The sequence below is a fragment of the Streptomyces sp. GB4-14 genome, assembly GCF_022696125.1.
GTDB lineage: Bacteria > Actinomycetota > Actinomycetes > Streptomycetales > Streptomycetaceae > Streptomyces > Streptomyces werraensis.
Genome location: NZ_RZHO01000002.1, coordinates 4,052,714 through 4,074,203 on the forward strand (window position 1 = coordinate 4,052,714; position 21,490 = coordinate 4,074,203).

The following is a 21,490-nucleotide window of genomic DNA, read 5'->3' on the forward strand; positions in this document are numbered from 1 at the left end:
ATGAGCACGACCGACACCGTTGTCGCGAGGGCGATCACACTCACCGAGGACGACCTCGGTCCCCAGGTCACGCACGCGTCGACGCGGAGCTGGCTGACCGGACCCGGACTGCCGTGCGACAACGGCCTGTTCCGCTTCGTCGAGCCGTCCCGCCCCGGCGGCCTGCACACGGTCGCCGAGGTGACGGGCGCCGCCGGCCGGTTGTCGCCCGCGCTGCGCGACCGGCTCGTCATCGGCGCGTTCGCCGCCCCGGCGGGCCTGGAGCCGGAGTCCGTGCTGCTCGACGGCGCGACCGGCGAGGTCTCCAGCGCGTACGTCCAGGACCGGCCCGACCTCATGGACTGCCGTCCGCTCGCCCCGTCCCTGCCGACGTTCGTCCGCTTCGCCGCGGCCACGGACGAACTGGCCGGGCTGCGCGGCCAGTTCGCCGCCTACGCCGGCCGGTACGGCACCAAGGCGGTCGCGGAGGCCTCGCGGCAGCTGCTCGCGGTGTTCGAGGAGGGCGCGGACGGCGAGCCCGCGCCGTTCTGGCGGATGGCGGCGCTGATCCGGCCCCTGGCCCTGGTCGCGGGCCCCGGCACGGCCTCCGGTCTCGCCCTGGACCTCCCCCTGCGCCTGCTGGACGACGAGTTCGGCCGGGGCGGCGTGGTCCGCTTCGAGGACGTCGACTTCCCGGCGACGCTCACGCACGAGCCGACCCGCCGCTTCCTGCGCGAGACGGGCCTGCCCGAGGACGGCTTCCTGTTCTCCCTGGACACCGACCAGCCGCTGCGCACGCTCACGGAGTACGCGGCCGACGACTGCGGGAGCGGCTTCCCGCCGGGTCTCGTCCCGGCCCACGCCGACCGGCTGGTACGCGTGGGGCACCTGGTCGACGACCACAGCCTGGTCGTCGACGGGGCGACGGGAGCGGTGCTGAGCTGGAGCGAGTCGGACGGGGCGCTGCGCCCGCTGAACACGGACATCTCCACGCTCGCGTTCACCCTCTGGCTCCTGCACCGGGAGCGCTCCCTCGACGAGGCCTCCGGCCACGCCCTCACGAGCGACGCCTACGACCAGCTCGCCCTGACGATGATCCAGGTCCTCGCCTCGGTCGACCCCACGGGCACGACGGAGGACACGGACTGGCACTACTGGACCCATCTTTTCCAGGACGAGGCGGGCGGGGTGCTCTGAGGCGGGTCGCCCCGACGAGGGCGGGCCACTCCGACACGGTGTCACCGGAGCGCGGCGGGTGAGTCGTACCGCCGCGCGCGTCGAAGGGCGGAGCGCCTGAAGCGCCCCGCCCTTCGTCGAGGCCGTGGCGGGGATCGAACCCGCGTAACTCGCTTTGCAGGCGAGTCCCTGAACCACTCGGGCACACGGCCGTGTCGGTGGGGGAGAGGTGCCGTGCGGCGCCTCGCCGTCCCGAACCGGTACGTCGACCGTACGGAGCGGGTTCGCGGGGCTCAAGGGAACTCCGTGGCGTGCAACGTGACTGCCATGCCCCGTTCACAAAGGGGAGGCGCCGGTCCTACGACCAAGGTCCCGGTGCCGGACCCGACCCCCGACAGGGGTCAACCAGGGCCGTGGACCTTACCCTGGCGGGCATGACCGCCCCGAACCCCCGCGACACGGGTGTCGCCGAGCCCGCCGGCGCTCCCGCCCCGGCCGTCGTCCCCGACGGCACCGTCCTCAGCCGCCGGTACCGCGCACTGAGCATCGGGGTCGTCTCCGTCGTGCTGCTGATCGCCTTCGAGGCGACCGCCGTGGGCACGGCGATGCCCGTCGCGGCCCGCGAGCTGAACGGCGTCCCGCTGTACGCGTTCGCGTTCTCCGGATACTTCACCACCAGCCTCTTCGGCATGGTGCTGTCCGGCCAGTGGTCCGACCGGCGCGGGCCGCTCGCCCCGCTCACCTGGGGCATCGCCTCCTTCGCGGCCGGGCTGCTGATCGGCGGCACCGCGGGCGCGATGTGGCTGTTCATCCTGGGCCGCGCGGTCCAGGGCCTCGGCGGCGGCCTGGTGATCGTCGCCCTGTACGTCGTCGTCGGCCGCGCGTATCCCGAGCGGCTGCGCCCGGCCATCATGGCGGCGTTCGCGGCCGCCTGGGTCGTCCCGTCGATCGTCGGCCCGCTCGCCTCGGGCGCGGTGACCGAGCATCTCGGCTGGCGCTGGGTGTTCCTCGGTATCCCGGTGATCGTGGTGCTCCCGCTGGCGCTGGCACTGCCCCAGATCCGGCGGCTCGCCTCCGGCCCGGTCGGGGACGCCGCCGAGGCCCCGGCCTCCTTCGACCGTCGCCGCATCCGGCTGGCGCTCGCCATCTCCTTCGGCGCGGGGCTGCTCCAGTACGCCGCCCAGGACCTGCGGTGGCTGTCCCTGCTGCCGGGCGCGCTGGGCGTGGCCCTGCTGGTCCCGGCCGTCCTCGGCCTGCTCCCGCGCGGCACCTGGCGGGCGGCCCGCGGCCTGCCGTCGGTGGTGCTGCTGCGCGGTGTCGCCGCCGGTTCCTTCATCGCGGCGGAGTCCTTCGTCCCGCTGATGCTGGTCACCCAGCGGGGACTCAGCCCGACGCTGGCCGGATTCTCCCTCGCGGCGGGCGGCGGCACCTGGGCGCTGGGCTCCTGGGTGCAGTCCCGGCCCCGCCTGGAGAAGCACCGGGAACGGCTGATGACCGTGGGGATGCTGCTGGTCGCGTCCGCCATCGCGGCCGCGCCGAGCGTGCTGATCCACTCCGTGCCCGCCTGGACGCTGGCGGTGGCGTGGGCGTTCGGCTGTTTCGGCATGGGCCTGGTGATCTCCTCCACCAGCGTGCTGCTGCTCCAGCTCTCCGCCCCCGAGGAGGCCGGCACCAACTCCGCCGCCCTCCAGATCTCCGACGGCCTCTCCAACGTCCTCCTCCTGGCGATCGGCGGCGCCGCCTTCGCCGCCCTCGGCGGAGGCACCGTCAGCCACGCGGCCACGGAGGCCACCGGCTCCCGCCCGGCCGCCTTCGCCGTGGTCTTCCTGCCGATGGCGGCGGTGGCCCTGGCGGGGGTCTGGGTGGCTACGCGGGTGCGGGAGCGCCGACCCGTAAACCGGTCGTCGCCGGGTGATCGCCGACAGTAGTCTCCCGTCATGTCCGAACTGGTTCTCCGCCTCGACCCCGACGTGCACCAGGCTCTCCACGACCTCGCGGACGCGCAGGACCGCGCCCCGGAGGAGGTCGCGCGGGAAGCGCTGCGCCGACACCTGCACGAGGAGGGCACGCTGGTGCGTGCCGTCGCCGAGCGCATCGCGCGGGAGCACGCCGAGTTGCTGAGGAGGCTCGGCGAATGACCCGGCACCTCACCGTCGACGAGGTCACGGCCATCGCCGAGGTCGCCTTCGGCGGGCAGCCGCCCGAGACCCGGGCGCCGGGGCTGTTGGCCTCGGCCGTGCACCGCCCACGCGCCCGGATGTTCGGCACCGCGGCGTACGAGGATCCGTACGAGCAGGCCGCGGCGCTCCTCCACGCCGTCGCGACGAACCACCCGTTCGTCGACGGCAACAAACGCACCGCCTGGCTGGCCACCGCCACGTTCCTCGCGGTGAACGGGGCCGACCTCGCGGGCGTGGACCAGGACACGGCGTACACGCTGGTCGTCGATGTGGCGTCCGGGGCGGAGAGTGATGTGAGAGAGATCGCACGACGGCTGAGGCAGTTGTGACGTGGGTCCCACCCTCGGGCGGGACGGCCGTGTAGCGGCGTGTGCGTCACCGCCGCATCGGTAGGGTGGCCCGGTCGTCCCACGCACCAGAGCCGCCCGACCCACCCTCCCGGAGATCGTGACTACCACCGCCGGCACCGCCTCGCACCACCTGTCCCCGGCCTTCCCCGGCCGTGCCCCCTGGGGCACCGCCGGCAAGCTGCGCGCCTGGCAGCAGGCGGCGATGGACAAGTACATCCAGGCCCAGCCCCGTGACTTCCTCGCGGTCGCCACGCCCGGCGCCGGAAAGACCACGTTCGCGCTGACGCTGGCGTCCTGGCTGCTGCACCACCACGTCGTGCAGCAGGTGACCGTCGTCGCGCCCACCGAGCATCTGAAGAAGCAGTGGGCGGAGGCGGCCGCCCGGATAGGCATCAAGCTCGACCCGGAGTACAGCGCGGGCCCGCTCGGCCGGGAGTACGACGGCGTCGCCGTCACGTACGCCGGCGTCGGTGTGCGCCCCATGCTGCACCGCAACCGTGTCGAGCAGCGCAAGACGCTCGTGATCCTGGACGAGATCCACCACGCCGGCGACTCCAAGTCGTGGGGCGAGGCGTGCCTGGAGGCGTTCGAGCCGGCCACCCGCCGCCTCGCGCTGACCGGTACGCCGTTCCGCTCGGACACCAACCCGATCCCGTTCGTGACGTACGAGGAGGGCGACGACGGGATCCGCCGGTCGTCCGCCGACTACACCTACGGGTACGGCTCCGCCCTCGCCGACGGCGTCGTCCGGCCGGTGATCTTCATGTCGTACAGCGGCAACATGCGCTGGCGCACCAAGGCGGGCGACGAGATCGCCGCCCGGCTCGGCGAGCCCATGACCAAGGACGCGATCAGCCAGGCCTGGCGCACCGCCCTCGACCCGCGCGGCGAGTGGATGCCGTCCGTGCTGCGCGCCGCCGACCAGCGGCTCACCGAGGTCAGGAAGGCCATCCCGGACGCCGGCGCCCTGGTCATCGCCTCCGACCAGGAGTCCGCCCGCGCCTACGCCAAGCTGATCCGGGACATCACCGGCCACAAGGCCACCCTCGTGCTCTCCGACGACGCGGGCGCGTCCAAGCGGATCGACGAGTTCAGTGCGAGCGACGACCGCTGGATGGTGGCCGTCCGCATGGTGTCCGAGGGCGTCGACGTCCCGCGCCTCGCGGTCGGCGTGTACGCCACCACCATCTCCACGCCCCTCTTCTTCGCCCAGGCCGTCGGCCGTTTCGTGCGCTCCCGGCGGCGCGGCGAGACCGCGTCCGTGTTCCTGCCGACCGTGCCGGACCTGCTCGGTTTCGCGAACGAGATGGAGCGCGAGCGCGACCACGTCCTCGACAAGCCCAAGAAGGAGGGCGAGGAGGACCCCTACGCCGAGTCCGAGAAGGAGATGGACGAGGCGAACAAGCAGCAGGACGAGGACACCGGCGAGCAGGACATGCTGCCCTTCGAGGCGCTGGAGTCCGACGCCGTCTTCGACCGGGTCATGTACAACGGCGCCGAGTTCGGCATGCAGGCGCATCCCGGCAGCGAGGAGGAGCAGGACTACCTCGGCATCCCCGGCCTGCTGGAGCCCGACCAGGTGCAGCTGCTGCTCCAGAAGCGGCAGGCCCGGCAGATCGCGCACAGCAGGAAGAAGCCGGCCGAGGAGGCCGACCTGCTCGAACTGCCCGCCGAGCGGCGGCCCGTGGTCTCCCACAAGGAGATGATGGAGCTGCGCAAGAAGCTCAACTCGCTCGTCGGCGCCTACGTCCACCAGAGCGGCAAGCCGCACGGCGTGATCCACACCGAGCTGCGCCGGGTGTGCGGCGGCCCGCCGTCCGCCGAGGCCACCGCGGGCCAGCTGCGCCAGCGGATCGCCAAGGTGCAGGAGTGGGCCACCCGCATGCGGTGAGACGCCTGTGCGTCATCTGTGGACGGTGAGGCGTGTGGGAGCGGTCACCCTGCGTGCGTACTGGGACAAAAGTGACCAGTTTGTTCAACTGGTGACCGGATTCTGGACGGAGCCTTCCGCTCAGCGGGACCGGGTCGCTACTGTCCCGCTACGCACACGCCCCGTGGCAGCGCCGCCGCGGAGCGCAGCCGTGAAGCGACTGTGCCCGGGACTGGTCCGGGCCGCCGGCCGATCGGCGGCCCTCTGAAGCGCGTGACCGCCGGGACCGGTGACGCACATGCAGCGGGAGGGCCGTCGACCTCACCACTGAAGGAGTGGGCGTCGTGACCGCGGAGACCTCTCAGACGCTCGACAGGGGCCTACGGGTCCTGAAACTGCTCGCCGACACGGACCACGGGCTGACCGTCACCGAGCTTTCCCACAAACTGGGCGTCAACCGGACCGTGGTGTACCGGTTGCTCGCCACGCTCGAGCAGCACGCGCTGGTCCGCCGCGACCTGGGCGGCCGGGCCCGCGTCGGCCTCGGCGTGCTGCGGCTGGGACGACAGGTGCACCCGCTGGTACGCGAGGCGGCGATGCCGGCGCTGCGGTCCCTCGCGGAGGACATCGGCGCCACCGCCCACCTGACCCTGGTCGACGGGGCGGAAGCCCTCGCCGTGGCGGTGGTGGAGCCGTCATGGACCGACTACCACGTGGCCTACCGGGCAGGGTTCCGGCACCCGCTGGACCGCGGGGCCGCGGGCAGGGCGATACTCGCCGCCCGGCAGAAGACCCCCGGCGACCCCGGCTACACCCTCACCCACGGTGAGCTGGAGACCGGCGCCTGCGGGGCGGCAGCGCCGCTCGTCGGCGTCACGGGGGTCGAGGGCAGCGTGGGCGTCGTCATGCTGGCGGACGTCGTGCCGGAACGGGTCGGCACACGCGTGGTGGAGGCGGCCCGGGAGGTCGCCGAGGCCCTGCGCTGACCGCGGGCACCCGGGCGGGGCGCCCACCCGGCGGATCCGCCTCGGAGGGCACCCCGGCCGGGTCCCACGCACGTCACGTTAGATTGGCTCCGTGCTCACTCGCCTCACACGTCCCCAGGCCCTGGCCGTCTGCGCCGCCCCGGCCGCCGCGCTGCTGGCCACCGCCGTGCTCGCGCCGCTGCCCTTCTCCGTGGCGCAGCCCGGGACGACGGTCGACGTGCTCGGTGAGAACAAGGGCCGGCAGGTCATCACCATCTCCGGCGCCGAGGTGCGCAGGACCACCGGCCAGCTGCGGATGACGACCATCGTGGCCACTTCCCCGGACACCCGCGTGAACCTGCCGCAGGTGATCGACAGTTGGTTCCGCAGCGACGAGGCGGTCATGCCCCGCGACGCCGTCTACCCCAGCGGGGGCGACGTCCAGGAGATCGAGCAGTTCAACCAGAAGCAGATGAAGGAGTCCCAGGACGAGGCCACCCGGGCCGCGCTGGCGTACCTGGGCCGGGAGAACGAGGGCATCGACGTCACCCTGGAGCTCGCCGACGTCGGCGGTCCGAGCGCCGGACTGCTGTTCTCCCTCGGCATCGTCGACAAGCTGGACGGCGACGGCAGCGGCGGCGACCTCACCGGCGGCCGGGTCGTGGCCGGCACGGGCACCATCGACGCCGAGGGCCGGGTCGGCGCGGTCGGCGGCGTCCCGCTGAAGACGCAGGCCGCCAAGCGGGACGGCGCCACCGTCTTCCTCGTCCCGCGCGACGAGTGCGCCGAGGCCCGGGCCGAACTGCCCCAGGGGCTGCGCCTGGTCCCGGTGACCACCCTCAAGGGCGCCGTGGACGCGCTGGTCGCCCTGGAGAAGGGCACCGGCAAGGTCCCCGCCTGCTGACCCGGCGGCCCGCTACTTCTCCTCGACGAAGCCCTCGGCCACCATCCAGTCCAGCGCGACCTGGTGGGGGTCCTCACCGTCGACGTCGACGCGGGCGTTGAGGGTCTGCGCCACGGTGTTGTCCAGCTTCTCCGTGACCGGGGCGAGCACCTCGGCGATCGCGGGCCAGTTCTCCAGCGTCTCGCTGTTCACGGTCGGGGCCGCGTTGTAGTTGGGGAAGAACTTCTTGTCGTCCTCCATCACCACCAGGTTCATGGACTTGATCCGCCCGTCGGTGGTGAAGACCTCGCCGTAGGTGCAGGCGCCCTTGGCCGTCTGCGTGTAGATGATCCCGGTGTCCATCTGCGTGATGCCGCCCGCCGGGACGCTCATCCCGTACGCCTTCTCCATGCCGGGCAGCCCGTCCGCGCGGTTGGCGAACTCGCCCTCCACGCACAGCGTCACCGCGCCCGGGTCGGTCTTCGACAGCTCCGCCACCTCCGACAGGGTGCGGGTGCCGTACCGCTCGTAGTTGGCCTGGTTCATGGCGAGGGCGTACGTGTTGTTCAGCTCCGACGGCTCCAGCCAGGTCACCCCGTTCCTCGTGTCCGCCTCGCGCACCGCCAGCCACTGCTCGCGGGGGTCGGGGATCGGTCTGCTGTTGCCCAGGTACGTGATCCACCCTGTGCCCGTGTACTCGAACCCGGCGTCCGCCTCGCCCTTGACGACCGCCTCCCGCGAGCCGACCGAGCCCTGGATGCCCGTCCGGTCCACCACCTCCGCGCCCGCCGCCTGGAAGGCGATGCCCATGATCGCGCCGAGGATCAGCTGCTCGGTGAACTCCTTGGAGGTGACGGTGAGCTCGGCGCCCTCCAGCGGCTTCCCCCGGCCGATCGTGCCCGGCTCCACGTCGTCGACCATGGGCGACCCGCTGGTCAGCCCGCACCCCGACACCACCGCCAGCAGCACTGCCGCCAGCGTCAGGCACACCCCGGGGCGCCCGCTCACGGCCCGGCCTCCAGCCCGCGCGGCCGCAGCAGCAGCTCCGCGAGCGAGGCCAGCCAGTCCACCAGCAGGGCCAGCGCGACGGTGAGCACCGACCCCACCACCAGCACCGGCATCCGCTGGCTGGTGATCCCGGTGGTGATCAGCACGCCCAGTCCGCCGCCCCCGCCGAAGGTGGCGAGCGTCGCCGTGCCGACATTCAGCACCAGCGCGGTGCGCACACCCGCGAGGATCAGCGGCACGGCGAGCGGCAGCTCCACCCGGGTGAGCACGCCCACCGGGGACATGCCGATGCCGCGCGCCGCCTCCAGCAGCGCCGGGTCGTTGGCCCGCAGCCCGGTGACGGTGTTGGACAGCACCGGCAGCACGGCGTAGGCGATGATGCCGATCAGGGCCGCCCGGCGGCCGATGCCCAGCCAGATCACCAGCAGCGCCAGCAGCCCGATCGCCGGGGTGGCCTGGCCGATGTTGGCGAGCGTCATCACCACCGGGGTGGCCCGGCCGGCCGGCCCGCGGGTCAGCAGGATGCCCAGCGGGATGGCGATGATCAGCACGAAGAACGTCGAGATCACGGTCAGCTCGATGTGCTGCCACAGCGCCTTCGACACCCGCCCGTCCGACAGGGCGTTGCGGGTGAGGGCGTCCAGGTCGGCCTGCTCGAACCACAGCCACGTCGCCAGCAGCACGGCGATCAGCAGCAGCGGCAGCAGCGTCAGCTTCTGCCGGCTCACCCGCGCCGGCGCCACGGCCGGCCGGACCGGCTCAGGGGCCTCCTCCCCGTCCGGCCCCGCGCCCTCGCGCACCCCGGGCCCGTCCCCGGACCGCCGCCCCTCGGAGGTCCTCACGCCTGGGCCTCCCCGCGGTCGCCCGAGGGGCGCGCGGCCTCCTGCTCGGCGTGCGTCTGCGCGGACCGCCGTTCCTCCGGACCGGCCTGCGACTCCCGCGCCTCCAGCCGGTCCGCCTCCAGCAGTTCGTGCACGGAGTTCATCAGCGTCTCCACGTCCACGACACCCTCGTAGGCGCCGCGCCGCCCGGTCACCGCGACACGGCCCGTGTTGTCGGTGAGCACCGCCTCCAGCGCGTCCCGCAGGGTGGCGTCCCGGGTCACCGTGTCGTGCACCAGGACGCCCGCGCGGGCCAAGGAGCCCTGCGCGCGCACGATGTCGCCGCGCCGCAGCCACTTGTAGGGGCGGCCCCGCTTGTCCAGCACCAGCACCTCGTCCGTGCCGGCGGAGCGCAGCCGGGCGGAGATCTCGTCGAGCGGGTCGTCGACGCCCACCGTCGGGTAGTCGGTGATCGTCACGTCCCCGACCCGGGTGAGGTTGAGCCGCTTCAGCGCCGCGCCCGCGCCGACGAAACCGGACACGAAGTCGTCGGCGGGGTTGGTGAGGATCGCCTCAGGGGTGTCGAACTGGGCGATGTGCGACTGCTCGCGCAGCACCGCGATCCGGTCCCCGATCTTGATCGCCTCGTCGAAGTCGTGGGTGACGAACACGATCGTCTTGTGCAGCTCCCGCTGGAGCCGGATCAGCTCGTCCTGGAGGTGGTCGCGGGTGATCGGGTCGACCGCGCCGAACGGCTCGTCCATCAGCAGCACCGGCGGGTCCGCCGCCAGCGCCCGCGCCACGCCGACCCGCTGCTGCTGGCCGCCGGAGAGCTGGCGCGGATAGCGGTCGCGGAACTCGCCGGGTTCCAGGCCGACCAGGTCCAGCATCTCCTCCACCCGGTCGCGCACCCGCGCGGCCGGCCAGCGCAGCATCTTCGGCACCAGGGCGATGTTCTGCGCGACGCTCATGTGCGGGAACAGCCCGCTCGCCTGGATCGCGTAGCCGATGGTGCGGCGCAGCTTCACCGGGTCCATGTCGGTGACGTCCTCGCCGCCGATGCGGATCCGGCCGCCGGTCGGCTCGATCAGCCGGTTGATCATCTTCAGCGTGGTGGACTTCCCGCACCCGGAGGGGCCGACGAGTACCACCGTCTCGCCCGCCCCGATCTCCATGCTGACGTCGTCGACGGCGGGCCGGTCGCTGCCCGGGTAGCGCTTGGTGAGGCCCTCCAGCTCGATGGTCGCCCCGACCGACCGGGGAGCGGCCTCGGTCGTACCGGACTCAGGCACGGATCCCCCTGGAGATGGTCAGCCGTCCGAGCAGGACGTACGCGGCGTCGAACAGCAGGGCGAGGACGACGATGCCGAGGGTGCCGGCGAGCACCTGGTTCAGGGCGTTCCTGCTGCCCAGGGAGGCGATCCCGCGGAAGATCAGGTTGCCGAGGCCGGGTCCGGAGGCGAAGGCGGCGATGGCCGCGATGCCCATCAGCATCTGCGTGGAGACACGGATGCCGGTGAGGATCGGCGGCCACGCCAGCGGCAGCTCCACCCGCACCAGCCGGGACAGCCGGGACATGCCGATGCCCGTGGCCGCGTCCACCAGCGCCGGATCGACCCCGCGCAGGCCCACGATCGCGTTCCGCACGACGGGCAGCAGCCCGTACAGGGTCAGCGCGATCACGGTCGGCGGGACGCCGAGCCCCACGATCGGGATGAGGAGGCCGATCATGGCCAGCGCCGGGACGGTCAGCAGGGCCGAGGTGAGGGTGGTGGCGAGGCTGCCCGCCCACTCGCTGCGGTAGGTGACGATGCCGATCAGCACACCGAGGGCGGTGGCCACCACCATGCACTGGAAGACGACGCTGGCGTGCTGGTAGGCGTCGGTGAGCAGTTGCTGGTGCCGGCTCTCCAGGTACTCCCAGAAGTTCACATCCGCTCACCCCCAGCTCGGCCAGGTCCGGTCACTCGCCGAGCGCGGCCTGCTCCACCAGCGGGATGATCCGCAGCGGAACGGGGTTCTCCATGACGATCGCCGTGGACGCCCGGACGATGCCATCAAAACCGACGACGCGGTCGATCACCCGCTGGAGATCGGCGTTCGAGCGAGCCACGAGGCGGCACAGCATGTCCCCGGTCCCGGTGGTGGTGTGCAGTTCCAGCACCTCGGGGACGGTCGCCAAGTGGGCCCGTACATCGGCGCCTTGACCCTGTCTGATCTGCAGGGTGGCGAACGCGGTGACCGGGTAGCCGAGGGCCGCGGGATCCACCTGGGGGCCGAATCCGCGGATGACTCCGTTCGACTGAAGGCGGTCCAGGCGGGCCTGCACGGTCCCGCGCGCCACCCCCAGCCTGCGGGACATCTCCAGCACCCCGACGCGCGGCTCGCGTGCCAGCAGCAGGATGATCCGCCCGTCCAGATGATCGATCGCCATACCGCTCTCCCCAGTGGTCATCCTGTACAGAAAGCCCGCCGATACGGGCATCCGGCTGAGCATGTTGCCCAGTGATCGGGCAAACTGTTGCGCACCTTGCAGGGCTGTTCCACCCTGCCCCTATGACGCAGACCACACACACCGCTCCCGACACCGCACGGCAGGCAGACCCCTTCCCGGTCAAGGGAATGGACGCGGTCGTCTTCGCCGTGGGCAACGCCAAGCAGGCGGCGCACTACTACTCGACCGCCTTCGGCATGCAGCTCGTCGCCTACTCCGGACCGGAGAACGGCAGCCGCGAGACCGCCTCCTACGTGCTGGAGAGCGGCTCGGCCCGCTTCGTGTTCACCTCGGTGATCAAGCGGTCCACCGAGTGGGGCGCGTTCCTCGAGGACCACGTGGCCGCGCACGGCGACGGCGTGTACGACCTCGCCATCGAGGTGCCGGACGCCCGCGCCGCCTACGCGTACGCGATCGAGCACGGCGCCACCTCCGTCGCCGAGCCGTACGAGCTGAAGGACGAGCACGGCACCGTCGTGCTGGCCGCCATCGCCACCTACGGCAAGACCCGGCACACCCTGGTCGAGCGCGGCGGCTACGACGGCCCCTACCTGCCGGGCTACGTCTCCGCCGACCCCATCGTCGAGCCGCCGGCCAAGCGGTCCTTCCAGGCCGTCGACCACTGCGTCGGCAACGTGGAGCTCGGCCGCATGAACGAGTGGGTCGAGTTCTACAACAAGGTCATGGGCTTCACGAACATGAAGGAGTTCGTGGGCGACGACATCGCGACCGAGTACAGCGCGCTGATGTCGAAGGTCGTGGCCGACGGCACGCTCAAGGTCAAGTTCCCGATCAACGAGCCCGCCATCGCCAAGAAGAAGTCCCAGATCGACGAGTACCTGGAGTTCTACGGCGGCGCCGGCGTCCAGCACATCGCGCTGAACACCAACGACATCGTGCACACCGTCCGCCAGATGCGCGCCGCCGGCGTGCAGTTCCTGGACACCCCGGACTCGTACTACGACACCCTCGGCGAGTGGGCGGGCGAGACCCGCGTGCCGGTGGAGACGCTGCGCGAGCTGAAGATCCTCGTCGACCGCGACGAGGACGGCTATCTGCTGCAGATCTTCACCAAGCCGGTCCAGGACCGCCCGACCGTCTTCTTCGAGATGATCGAGCGCCACGGCTCCATGGGCTTCGGCAAGGGCAACTTCAAGGCCCTGTTCGAGGCGATCGAGCGCGAGCAGGCCAAGCGCGGCAACCTGTAGGCGCCGCGCGCCCGCGCCCCCTCTCAGGAGGACTCGGGGCCCGCCTGGACGGACGGCTCACCCAGGCGGGCCAGCGCCTCCTTCGCCCGGGGCGCGTGCAGCGGCGAGAACCAGGGGTTGATCCGCAGCGCCTCCGTCAGATGGCGGCGCGCGGCCCCGTACCGCTCCAGGGAGAGCTCGATCATCCCCCGGTGGTAGGCGAACAGCCCGCTGCGCACGCCCCCGCCCTCGGTGCCCTCCGTGGCCCGCACCGCGAACGGCAGCGCCTCCTCGTGCTCACCGGCCCGGTGCAGCGCCCAGCCCAGCGCGTCCGCGACCTCCGTCGACGGCTGCCGCCGCCACTCCGCCCGCAGCCGCCGCACCGCCGCCTCCGCATCCCCGTGGTCGGCCTCGTACCGGCCCAGCACCAGCTCCTCGTCGGCGCCGTGCGCGGTGGCCAGCCGGACCCGCTCCCGCACCAGCGCGTAGTGCGCCTCGGCGGCCGGCCGCATCCCCAGCGACTCGTACAGCTCGCCCAGCTCCAGCGCGTACTCCGGCCGCGGCTGCCTCGCCAGCGCCGTGCGGTACGCGCTCAGCGCCTCCGTGGTGCGGCCCAGCGCCGCCAGCACCCTGCCCTGCCCGGCCTGGGCCGCCCGCTGGTCGGGGTCGGTGCGCACCGCCTCCTGGAAGTGGCGCAGCGCGTCCTGCCGGTCACCGCGTTCCCAGGCGAGCTGCCCGGCCCGCTCCAGGTAGGCCGCGCGCTCGGCGGGCTCCCCGGCGGCCGACGCGGCGTCCGCGAGCTTCGCCGCCGCGTCCTCCCGCCAGCCCCGGTCCCGGTACACGGCCGCCGCCCGCGCCATCACCTCCGGCCCTGACCGCAGCTTCGCGAGCTTCTCCAGCAGCCGGCCGGTCTCCTCGTCGTCGCCGAGCCCGGCGGACGCCTCGATCAGCGGCGGGTACGTCGTCCACCGCTCCGGCTCCAGCTTCCGTGCCGCCTCGCCCCAGGCGCGGGCGGCCGCGTGGTCCCGGCGGGCGTTCGCCAGCACGGCCATCGCCCGCAGCGCCGGCACGTCGTCCTTCCGTACCTTCAGCGCGGTGCGCAGCGCCTTCTCGGCGCGCGGCCAGTAGCGCGGGTCGGCCAGCCGCAGCCCCTGCTCCACCCGGGCCGCGCCCAGCTCGGCCCAGGCGCGCGCGTCCCGGGGGTGCGTGCGCAGATGCCGTTCGCGCTCGGCGGCCAGCGCATCCAGGCCGGGCAGCGCGGCCGGGACGCCGCTGGTCACCGCGGCCAGGGCGCGCTCCTGCGGAGTGGGTGCCGGGGGCGCCGCCTGCCCGCCCCACGGCAGCGTCACCAGCACCCCGCCCAGTACGACCGTGCCGCCGGCCGAGGCGAGCAGGGCGCGACGGTACCTCCGCCGGCGCGCATGAGGCTTGTCGTCCATGGCGCACACTGTGCGTCACCCACCGCTTACATATGATCATCACACTCCGACGGGACCCGCCCGCCCGCATGGGGTTCACACCGATGGCCCCGGGTGCGACGCTGTGATCATGAGCCGTATCGAAGCGCGACGCGATGAAGACACGGTCGCGGCCGGACCTCTCGTCGACCGGCTGCTCGGCGGCCTGCCCGCGGAGGCCGTCCTCACCGACCCGGACGTCACGGCCTCCTACGCCAACGACATGGCGAGCTTCTGCCCGGCCGGCAGCCCCGCGGTGGTGGTGCTGCCCCGGACGGTCGAGCAGGTCCAGCACGTGATGCGCACCGCCACCGAGCTGCGGGTGCCGGTCGTCCCGCAGGGCGCCCGCACCGGCCTGTCCGGCGCCGCCAACGCCACCGACGGCTGCATCGTGCTCTCGCTGACCAAGATGGACCGCATCCTGGAGATCGACCCGGTCGACCGGATCGCGGTCGTCGAACCGGGCGTGATCAACGCCGCCCTCTCCCGCGCGGTCGCCGAGCACGGCCTCGCCTACCCGCCGGACCCCTCCAGCTGGGAGATGTGCACCATCGGCGGCAACATCGGCACCGCCTCGGGCGGCCTGTGCTGCGTGAAGTACGGCGTCACCGCCGAGTACGTCCTCGGTCTGGACGTCGTCCTCGCCGACGGGCGGCTGCTCACCACCGGCCGCCGCACCGTCAAGGGCGTCGCCGGCTACGACCTGACCCGGCTGTTCGTCGGCTCCGAGGGATCTCTCGGCATCGTCGTCCGCGCCGTCCTCGCGCTGCGGCCCAAGCCTCCGGAGCAGCTGGTGCTGGCCGCCGAGTTCGCCTCCGGCGCCGCCGCGAGCGACGCGGTGTGCCGCATCATGGCCGGCGGTCACGTCCCGTCCCTCCTCGAACTGATGGACCGCACCACCGTCAAGGCGGTCAACGACATGGCCCGCATGGGCCTGCCGGAGTCCACCGAGGCGCTGCTGCTGGCCGCGTTCGACACCGCCGACCCCGCCGCCGACCTCGCCGCCCTCGGCGCGCTCTGCGAGGAGGCCGGCGCCACCCAGGTCGTCCCCGCCGAGGACGCCGCCGAGTCGGAGATGCTGCTCCAGGCCCGCCGGATGTCCCTGGTCGCGCTGGAGGCCGTCAAGGGCACCACGATGATCGACGACGTGTGCGTGCCCCGCTCCCGGCTCGGCGAGCTGATCGAGGGCGTCGAGCGGATCTCCGGGAAGCACGGGCTGACCATCGGCGTCGTCGCCCACGCCGGCGACGGCAACACCCACCCGACGGTCTGCTTCGACGCCTCCGACCCGGACGAGTCCCGGCGGGCCCGCGAGTCCTTCGACGAGATCATGGCGCTCGGCCTGGAGCTCGGCGGCACCATCACCGGCGAGCACGGGGTCGGCGTGCTGAAGAAGGAGTGGCTGGCGCGGGAGGCCGGTCCCGTGTCCATGGAGATGCAGCGGGCCGTCAAGCGCGCGTTCGATCCGCTCGGCATTCTGAACCCGGGCAAGCTCTTCTGAACGAGAAGGTGCCCGAAAGGGGTGGGGTCCGCCCGGACGGGACGTCCGGGCCCCGCCCGTCTGATAGATGTGGTTGCCCCCGACCCATCCCTCGAGCAGATACGGGACGACGGACATGAGCGCCCCAACCCCGGCACCCGGAGACGACAGGCCCCGCGAGGGGTACTACCCGGACCCCTCCATTCCCGGCTACGTCCGGTACTGGAACGGCGCCTCCTGGGTGCCGGGCACCAGCCGTCCGGCACCCGCCGACGGAGAGCCGCTCGCCCCGCCGCCCGGCGCCGCGCCGGCCGCCTCCTCCGGCGCCGCGCCGGCCGTGCCGTCCGTGGAGGAGACCGGCCCGCACTTCTTCGACGAGGACCCGGACGACGCGCCCGCCCCGGCGGCCCCGTCCCCGGCCGACGCCCAGCACGGCAGCAGGCCCGAGCCCGCCTCCGCCTGGGGCGCCGACCGCTCCCGCCAGTCCGGCTTCGGCGGCGACCAGGACCGCAAGGTCTCCTGGGGGACCGCCGGCGCCGACCCCCGCGTGCCGCACACCCCGGACACCTCGGCACCGGCAACCGCCTCCCCGGACGCCCCGCGGGCGGACGGGACGTTCGTCTTCCGCAGGCCGACGGCCGGCTCCGCGCAACCGCCCGCCCCGTCCGGCGGTGCGGCGGCGTCCCCCGACGAGGGCACCATGACCTTCCGCGCCGTCTCCCCGCGCGCCGGGGAGACGAACGCGCCCGGCGCCGGACGGCCCGGCTTCACCGCCGGGAAGGCCGCGGCCGAGCGCGCCGCCGCGTCGGCGTCCGCGCCCGCCGCCCCGCCGTCCGGCCCGCAGCAGGCCACCGCGCCCGCCGTGCCCCCGCAGACCACCGGACCCGCCGGACCCGCCGCCGCGCCCGCCGTGTCCGCCCCGGCGACCCCGGCGGCGGCCGCGGCCCCGGCCGCCTCGGCGCCGCTGACGTCCGGCCCCGGGGGCGGGCAGCCCTCCTGGCCGCAGCAGGTGCACCGGCTCGCGGGCGCCGCCCCGGAACCGCAGCCCGCGCCCTGGAAGCCGCCGGTCGACGACGTGTTCCAGGCCGCCGCCCGCCGCCAGGCCGCCGCCCGCCCCGCCACCCTGGGCCGGCGGCTGGCCGCCCGGCTGCTCGACACGGTCGTCCTCGGCGCCGTCACCGCCGCGGCCGCCGTGCCCCTCGGTATGAGGGCCCTGGACCACATCGACGCGAAGATCGAGGCGGCCAAGCTGTCCGGACGGACCGTCACGGTGTGGCTGGTCGACGGCACCACCTCCGTCCACCTCGGCATCGTCCTCGCCGTCCTGCTGCTCGGCGGGGTGCTCCTCGAGGTGCTGCCGACCGTCAAGTGGGGCCGCACGCTGGGCAAGAGGCTCATGGGCATCGAGGTGCGGGACATCGAGGCGCACGAGGCCCCGGAGCTCGGCGCGGCGCTGCGGCGCTGGCTGGTCTACAGCGTGCCCGGACTGCTCGTGGTCGGCGTCGTCGGCGTGCTGTGGTGCCTGTTCGACAAGCCCTGGCGCCAGTGCTGGCACGACAAGGCCGCGCACACCTTCGTCGCCGCCGTCTGACACGCGCGCCGGGCGCCCGCCGCCTGACGCCGCATCGGCCCGGCGGGCGGCGCCGCTACTCCGGACGGCGGCCCGCCGGATGCGGGGCCGCGGTGTTCGGGATCGGATCGGGGGCATGACCACCGAACCGCCCCCCGGCTCCGGTCAGCAGCCGCCGGACGAGGACCCGTTCCGGAAGCAGCCGCCGCCGGACGACGACCCGTTCAGGAAACAGCCCCCGCCCGGCGCCCCCGGCCCGGGCTCCCCGTACGACACGCCCGGCTCCACGCCCCCGCCCGGTCAGGGCGGCAGCGGCCCGTACGGGGGCGGCGGCCCCCAGGGGCCCTACGGCGGCGGGGGAGCGGGCGGCCCCTACGGCGGGAGCGGCGGCCCCTACGGCGGGAGCGGCGGCCCGTACGGCGGCGGCCCGGGCGGCGGTCCCTACGGGGGCGGCGGACCGGGCGACCCGCCGGCCGGGATGCCTCCGCTCGCCGACAGCGGCCGGCGCACGCTGGCCCGCATCATCGACATGATCCTCGTCGGCGTCGTCGTCTGGCTGCTCACCTGGCCGGTCGGGGTCAGCGAGTACAACATCGACGGCGATCGGGTCAACGTCGGCAACGGCTTCGCCCAGTCGGTCATCGCCGCGGCCCTGTACATCGCGTACGACACCTTCATGGCCGTCCGCTACGGCCGCACCCTGGGCAAGAAGTGGCTGGGCATGCGGGTGGCCGACCTCGCCGACGGCTCCAACCCCTCCGTGCAGACCGCGCTGATCCGCGCGGCCGTGCTGTGGCTGCCGTTCGCCTTCTGCTGCGCCTGCGTCTGGACCGCGATCTCGGGCGGCTGGAGCTATTTCGACCGGCCCTACAAGCAGGGACTGCACGACAAGGCGGCCAGGACCGTCGTGGTCAGCACGCGGTGAGGCCCGGCCGCACCGCGATACACCCCGGCCGGGCGGCCGGGGGGCGTCCCTCGGGTGACGGGCGGAGCGTCAGGACGCCGCGCGCTCGTGGACCGGCTCGCGGACCTGCTCGCGGGACGGGGACGGCACCGTGGCCCGCACCGGGAGCGGCGTCGCGGGCCGGGCCGCTGCGGGGCGACGGGACGCGGGGCCCGGTACGCGCACGGCCACCACGAGTCCCAGGGCGAGCGCCACGACGGCGACCGCCGCGACGCCCGCGCCGGAACTCGTCCCGGACAGCAGCAGCAACGCGAGGGTCGACAGGATCACGGCGCACGAGCCGTAGGCGAACTGAGCGACAGTCGGACGGGGCATGGCCATCGTGTCCTCGGAAGTCGGGGGCTGTCGGCCTGGCTTTCCACCGGCTCAAGGGTGTTCCGCCAAGCGACTCTAACCGCGAGCGTGCCCGAGGGGAACGGACAGTAAGCGTGACCTGACCTACAGGGCCGGTGCACAGGGGGCGCACGGATTCATGGCGCCCCGCACAGGGCCCGGCGGACGCGCCCGCCAGGGTTTCGCGGGGAACTGTCCGCAATGCGAACCGTCGCTCCGCATAACGCGTTTGATCTGTTCAAGTCAAGGTCTGTTTTTTCTGGCGAACCTCTAGTCAAATGACGTCACTTGACTACACGCGTTGATCACGTGCGCGCGGGACCTTCCACAGACGGAACCTCCTTCGGCCGCGCGCAGGCACGCGGGAGGGGATCTCAAGTGACCAGTAGACCCTGGACGTTCAGAGCGGCCGCGATAGGCGTGGCCCTTGCGGCGGCCACCGCCACCTGCTCTGCGTTCACCGTGGCGCAGGCGGACTCGGCCGACCGGGCCGACCGTCCCAGCGCCGTGGACCGGCACGACCCGGCGTCGAACAACCACGTCGACCACGACCTCGAGGGCCCGCTCTCCAAGACGCAGGCGGCCCAGCGCGAGGAGGCCCTCAACCAGGTGCTCTCCGGCAAGACGTCGGTCAAGAACCGTGACGGTTCCAAGGTCGTCCAGCTCAAGAGCAAGAAGGGCGACAGCAAGTACGTCGAGCTCGGCCGGGAGAAGACCGACAAGATCTTCACCATCCTGGTGGAGTTCGGCGACAAGATCGACAGCCGCTACGGCGGCACCCCGGGACCCCTGCACAACCAGATCGCCGAGCCGGACCGTGAGGTGGACAACTCCACGGCCTGGCAGGAGGACTACGACCAGCAGCACTTCGAGGACCTGTACTTCGGGTCCGGCAAGGGCGTCGACTCGGTCAAGACGTACTACGAGAAGCAGTCCTCGGGCCGCTACTCGGTCGACGGCGAGGTCTCCGACTGGGTCAAGGTGCCCTACAACGAGGCCCGTTACGGATCCAACAAGTGTGTGCCCGACAACTGCGCCTGGTACGCGGTGCAGGACGGCGTCACCGCCTGGGTCGAGCAGCAGAAGGCCGCCGGCCGGACCGACGCCCAGATCAAGGCGCAGCTCTCCCAGTACGACCTGTGGGACCGCTACGACTTCGACGGTGACGGCGACTTCAACGAGTCCGACGGTTACATCGACCACTTCCAGATCGTGCACGCCGGTGAGGACGAGTCCGCCGGCGGCGGCGCCCAGGGCGAGGACGCGATCTGGGCGCACCGCTGGTACGCCTTCGGCACCGACGCCGGCGCCACCGGCCCCGAGAACAACAAGCTCGGCGGCACGCAGATCGGCGACACCGGGATCTGGGTCGGCGACTACACCATCCAGCCCGAGAACGGCGGACTCGGCGTCTTCGCCCACGAGTACGGCCACGACCTCGGCCTGCCGGACCTCTACGACACCCAGGGCGGCGAGAACGCCACCGGCTTCTGGACGCTGATGTCCTCCGGTTCCTGGCTGGGCACCGGCAAGAACGAGATCGGCAACCTGCCCGGCGACATGACCGCCTGGGACAAGCTCCAGCTCGGCTGGCTGAACTACGACACCGCCAAGGCCGGCGTCAACTCCTGGCACAAGCTGGGCGTCGCCGAGTACAACACCAAGCACAAGCAGGCGCTGGTCGTCCAGCTCCCGAAGAAGGCCGTCACCACCGAGATCGTCACTCCGGCCGAGGGCCGGACCCAGTGGTGGAGCGGCAGCGGTGACGACCTGCGGAACACCCTCACCCGCAGCGTCGACCTCACCGGCAGGTCGTCGGCCGAGCTGTCCCTGGACGGCTGGTACGAGATCGAGTCCGACTACGACTTCCTCTACACCGAGGTGTCCACCGACGGCGGCGCCAACTGGACCGCCCTGGACGGCACGGTGGACGGTCAGCCGATCCCGCGGGACGGCAGCGACAAGCCGGCCCTGCACGGCACGGTCGACGGCCACAAGAAGCTGGTGTACCCGCTGGACGCCTACGCGGGCCAGAAGATCGACCTGCGCTTCCGCTACCAGACCGACGGCGGTGTCGCCCTGAAGGGCTTCACGGCCGACGCGATCACGGTGACGGCGGACGGCACCACGCTCTTCACGGACAACGCCGAGACGGCCGACGAGGCCTGGACGGCGAAGGGCTTCTCCCGCATCGGCGCGTCGTTCACCAACGACTACGAGCAGTACTACATCGCCGAGAACCGGCAGTACGTGTCGTACGACAAGACGCTGAAGGTCGGCCCGTACAACTTCGGCTTCGCGAACAGCCGTCCGGACTGGGTGGAGCACTACGCCTACCAGAACGGCCTGCTGATCTGGAAGTGGGACACCTCCCAGCTGGACAACAACACCAGCGTGCACCCGGGCGCGGGTCTGATCCTCCCGATCGACTCCCACCCGACCGCGCTGAAGTGGTCCGACGGCACCCTGATGCGCAACCGCATCCAGGCCTACGACTCGCCGTTCAGCACCTTCCGCACCGACGCGATCACGCTGCACAAGGCGGACGTCGCGACGTACATCCCGTCCTCGAAGGGCGTGCCGGTCTTCAACGACCGCACCAACACCTACTGGGACCCGGCGAACCCGACCGGCAGCGTCCAGGTCACTGACACCAACACCAAGATCAAGATCACCAAGGAGGCCAAGGACGGCTCCACGATCGAGCTCGAGGTGGGCCCTGCGGGTCGCTGAATAGCGTTCTAGCAGGTCAGAGCATGATCGGCGGTGACCC

General features: G+C 72.7%; 19 protein-coding genes and 1 tRNA gene. 12 read left to right on the forward strand and 8 right to left on the reverse strand.

The annotated features are described in order from the left end of the window. A complete protein-coding gene (locus ELQ39_RS19815; RefSeq protein ID WP_225628692.1) occupies positions 1–1,176 on the forward strand; it encodes an SUKH-4 family immunity protein in 1,176 nt (391 codons plus the stop codon). A gap of 119 nt (positions 1,177–1,295) precedes the next feature. Here the strand turns inward: ELQ39_RS19815 and ELQ39_RS19820 are convergent. Continuing rightward, a tRNA-Cys gene (locus ELQ39_RS19820) sits at positions 1,296–1,367 on the reverse strand. A 222-nt stretch (positions 1,368–1,589) separates the two neighbouring features. Between ELQ39_RS19820 and ELQ39_RS19825 the strand changes: the two genes are divergently transcribed. The 6 genes from ELQ39_RS19825 to ELQ39_RS19850 all read left to right on the forward strand — a co-directional run bounded on the left by ELQ39_RS19825 (position 1,590) and on the right by ELQ39_RS19850 (position 7,424). Further along, complete coding sequence (locus tag ELQ39_RS19825) at positions 1,590–3,083, forward strand: MFS transporter (protein WP_242593136.1); 1,494 nt, start codon at positions 1,590–1,592, stop codon at positions 3,081–3,083. A gap of 9 nt (positions 3,084–3,092) precedes the next feature. After that, the gene (locus ELQ39_RS19830) at positions 3,093–3,293 is read left to right on the forward strand and encodes a hypothetical protein (protein ID WP_037639831.1); all 201 of its coding nucleotides are present in this window, start codon (positions 3,093–3,095) and stop codon (positions 3,291–3,293) included. Then, a complete protein-coding gene (locus ELQ39_RS19835; RefSeq protein ID WP_242593137.1) occupies positions 3,290–3,664 on the forward strand; it encodes a type II toxin-antitoxin system death-on-curing family toxin in 375 nt (124 codons plus the stop codon). The genes ELQ39_RS19830 and ELQ39_RS19835 overlap by 4 nt, the downstream gene beginning before the upstream one ends. A gap of 118 nt (positions 3,665–3,782) precedes the next feature. Then, positions 3,783–5,576, forward strand: coding sequence for a DEAD/DEAH box helicase (locus ELQ39_RS19840; protein WP_391664653.1), 1,794 nt, complete (start codon positions 3,783–3,785; stop codon positions 5,574–5,576). A gap of 323 nt (positions 5,577–5,899) precedes the next feature. Further along, positions 5,900–6,541: an IclR family transcriptional regulator gene (locus ELQ39_RS19845; RefSeq protein ID WP_190000855.1), complete on the forward strand. Its 642-nt coding sequence runs from the start codon at positions 5,900–5,902 to the stop codon at positions 6,539–6,541. Positions 6,542–6,632: 91 nt separating this feature from the next. Then, positions 6,633–7,424 (forward strand): S16 family serine protease, encoded by a 792-nt coding sequence (locus ELQ39_RS19850; RefSeq protein ID WP_225628695.1) that lies wholly within the window; start codon positions 6,633–6,635, stop codon positions 7,422–7,424. 12 nt (positions 7,425–7,436) lie between these two features. Here ELQ39_RS19850 and ELQ39_RS19855 read toward each other — a convergent pair whose 3' ends face one another. Genes ELQ39_RS19855 through ELQ39_RS19875 form a run of 5 tightly spaced genes read right to left on the reverse strand, consistent with a single transcriptional unit; the run spans position 7,437 to position 11,666 of the window. Next, positions 7,437–8,411 (reverse strand): glycine betaine ABC transporter substrate-binding protein, encoded by a 975-nt coding sequence (locus ELQ39_RS19855; RefSeq protein ID WP_242593138.1) that lies wholly within the window; start codon positions 8,409–8,411, stop codon positions 7,437–7,439. Continuing rightward, positions 8,408–9,253 carry an ABC transporter permease gene (locus ELQ39_RS19860; RefSeq protein WP_391664654.1) on the reverse strand — a complete coding sequence of 282 codons (846 nt, stop codon included), beginning with the start codon at positions 9,251–9,253 and terminating at the stop codon, positions 8,408–8,410. The genes ELQ39_RS19855 and ELQ39_RS19860 overlap by 4 nt, the downstream gene beginning before the upstream one ends. Next, on the reverse strand, positions 9,250–10,524 hold the full coding sequence (locus ELQ39_RS19865) for a betaine/proline/choline family ABC transporter ATP-binding protein (RefSeq protein ID WP_242593139.1): 1,275 nt from the start codon (positions 10,522–10,524) through the stop codon (positions 9,250–9,252). Before ELQ39_RS19865 ends, ELQ39_RS19860 begins: the two co-directional genes overlap by 4 nt. Then, on the reverse strand, positions 10,517–11,164 hold the full coding sequence (locus ELQ39_RS19870; RefSeq protein WP_242593140.1) for an ABC transporter permease: 648 nt from the start codon (positions 11,162–11,164) through the stop codon (positions 10,517–10,519). The genes ELQ39_RS19865 and ELQ39_RS19870 overlap by 8 nt, the downstream gene beginning before the upstream one ends. A gap of 31 nt (positions 11,165–11,195) precedes the next feature. Beyond that, positions 11,196–11,666, reverse strand: coding sequence for an Lrp/AsnC family transcriptional regulator (locus ELQ39_RS19875; protein ID WP_190000849.1), 471 nt, complete (start codon positions 11,664–11,666; stop codon positions 11,196–11,198). Positions 11,667–11,788: 122 nt separating this feature from the next. Here ELQ39_RS19875 and hppD point away from each other — a divergent pair, with 122 nt between their 5' ends. After that, entirely contained in the window at positions 11,789–12,934 is a 1,146-nt protein-coding gene (gene hppD, locus ELQ39_RS19880; protein ID WP_225644155.1) for a 4-hydroxyphenylpyruvate dioxygenase, read from the forward strand. A gap of 23 nt (positions 12,935–12,957) precedes the next feature. Here hppD and ELQ39_RS19885 read toward each other — a convergent pair whose 3' ends face one another. Continuing rightward, entirely contained in the window at positions 12,958–14,352 is a 1,395-nt protein-coding gene (locus ELQ39_RS19885) for a tetratricopeptide repeat protein (protein WP_242593141.1), read from the reverse strand. Positions 14,353–14,455: 103 nt separating this feature from the next. Between ELQ39_RS19885 and ELQ39_RS19890 the strand changes: the two genes are divergently transcribed. The 3 genes from ELQ39_RS19890 (at position 14,456) to ELQ39_RS19900 (ending at position 18,345) form a co-directional block, all read left to right on the forward strand. Then, complete coding sequence (locus ELQ39_RS19890; protein WP_242593142.1) at positions 14,456–15,871, forward strand: FAD-binding oxidoreductase; 1,416 nt, start codon at positions 14,456–14,458, stop codon at positions 15,869–15,871. A 115-nt stretch (positions 15,872–15,986) separates the two neighbouring features. Next, complete coding sequence (locus tag ELQ39_RS19895) at positions 15,987–17,441, forward strand: RDD family protein (RefSeq protein WP_242593143.1); 1,455 nt, start codon at positions 15,987–15,989, stop codon at positions 17,439–17,441. A 115-nt stretch (positions 17,442–17,556) separates the two neighbouring features. Then, positions 17,557–18,345: an RDD family protein gene (locus ELQ39_RS19900; RefSeq protein ID WP_242593145.1), complete on the forward strand. Its 789-nt coding sequence runs from the start codon at positions 17,557–17,559 to the stop codon at positions 18,343–18,345. 69 nt (positions 18,346–18,414) lie between these two features. Here ELQ39_RS19900 and ELQ39_RS19905 read toward each other — a convergent pair whose 3' ends face one another. Continuing rightward, positions 18,415–18,699, reverse strand: coding sequence for a hypothetical protein (locus ELQ39_RS19905; protein ID WP_225627918.1), 285 nt, complete (start codon positions 18,697–18,699; stop codon positions 18,415–18,417). 396 nt (positions 18,700–19,095) lie between these two features. Here ELQ39_RS19905 and ELQ39_RS19910 point away from each other — a divergent pair, with 396 nt between their 5' ends. Then, entirely contained in the window at positions 19,096–21,450 is a 2,355-nt protein-coding gene (locus ELQ39_RS19910; RefSeq protein ID WP_242593147.1) for an immune inhibitor A domain-containing protein, read from the forward strand. Positions 21,451–21,490: the final 40 nt, after the last annotated feature.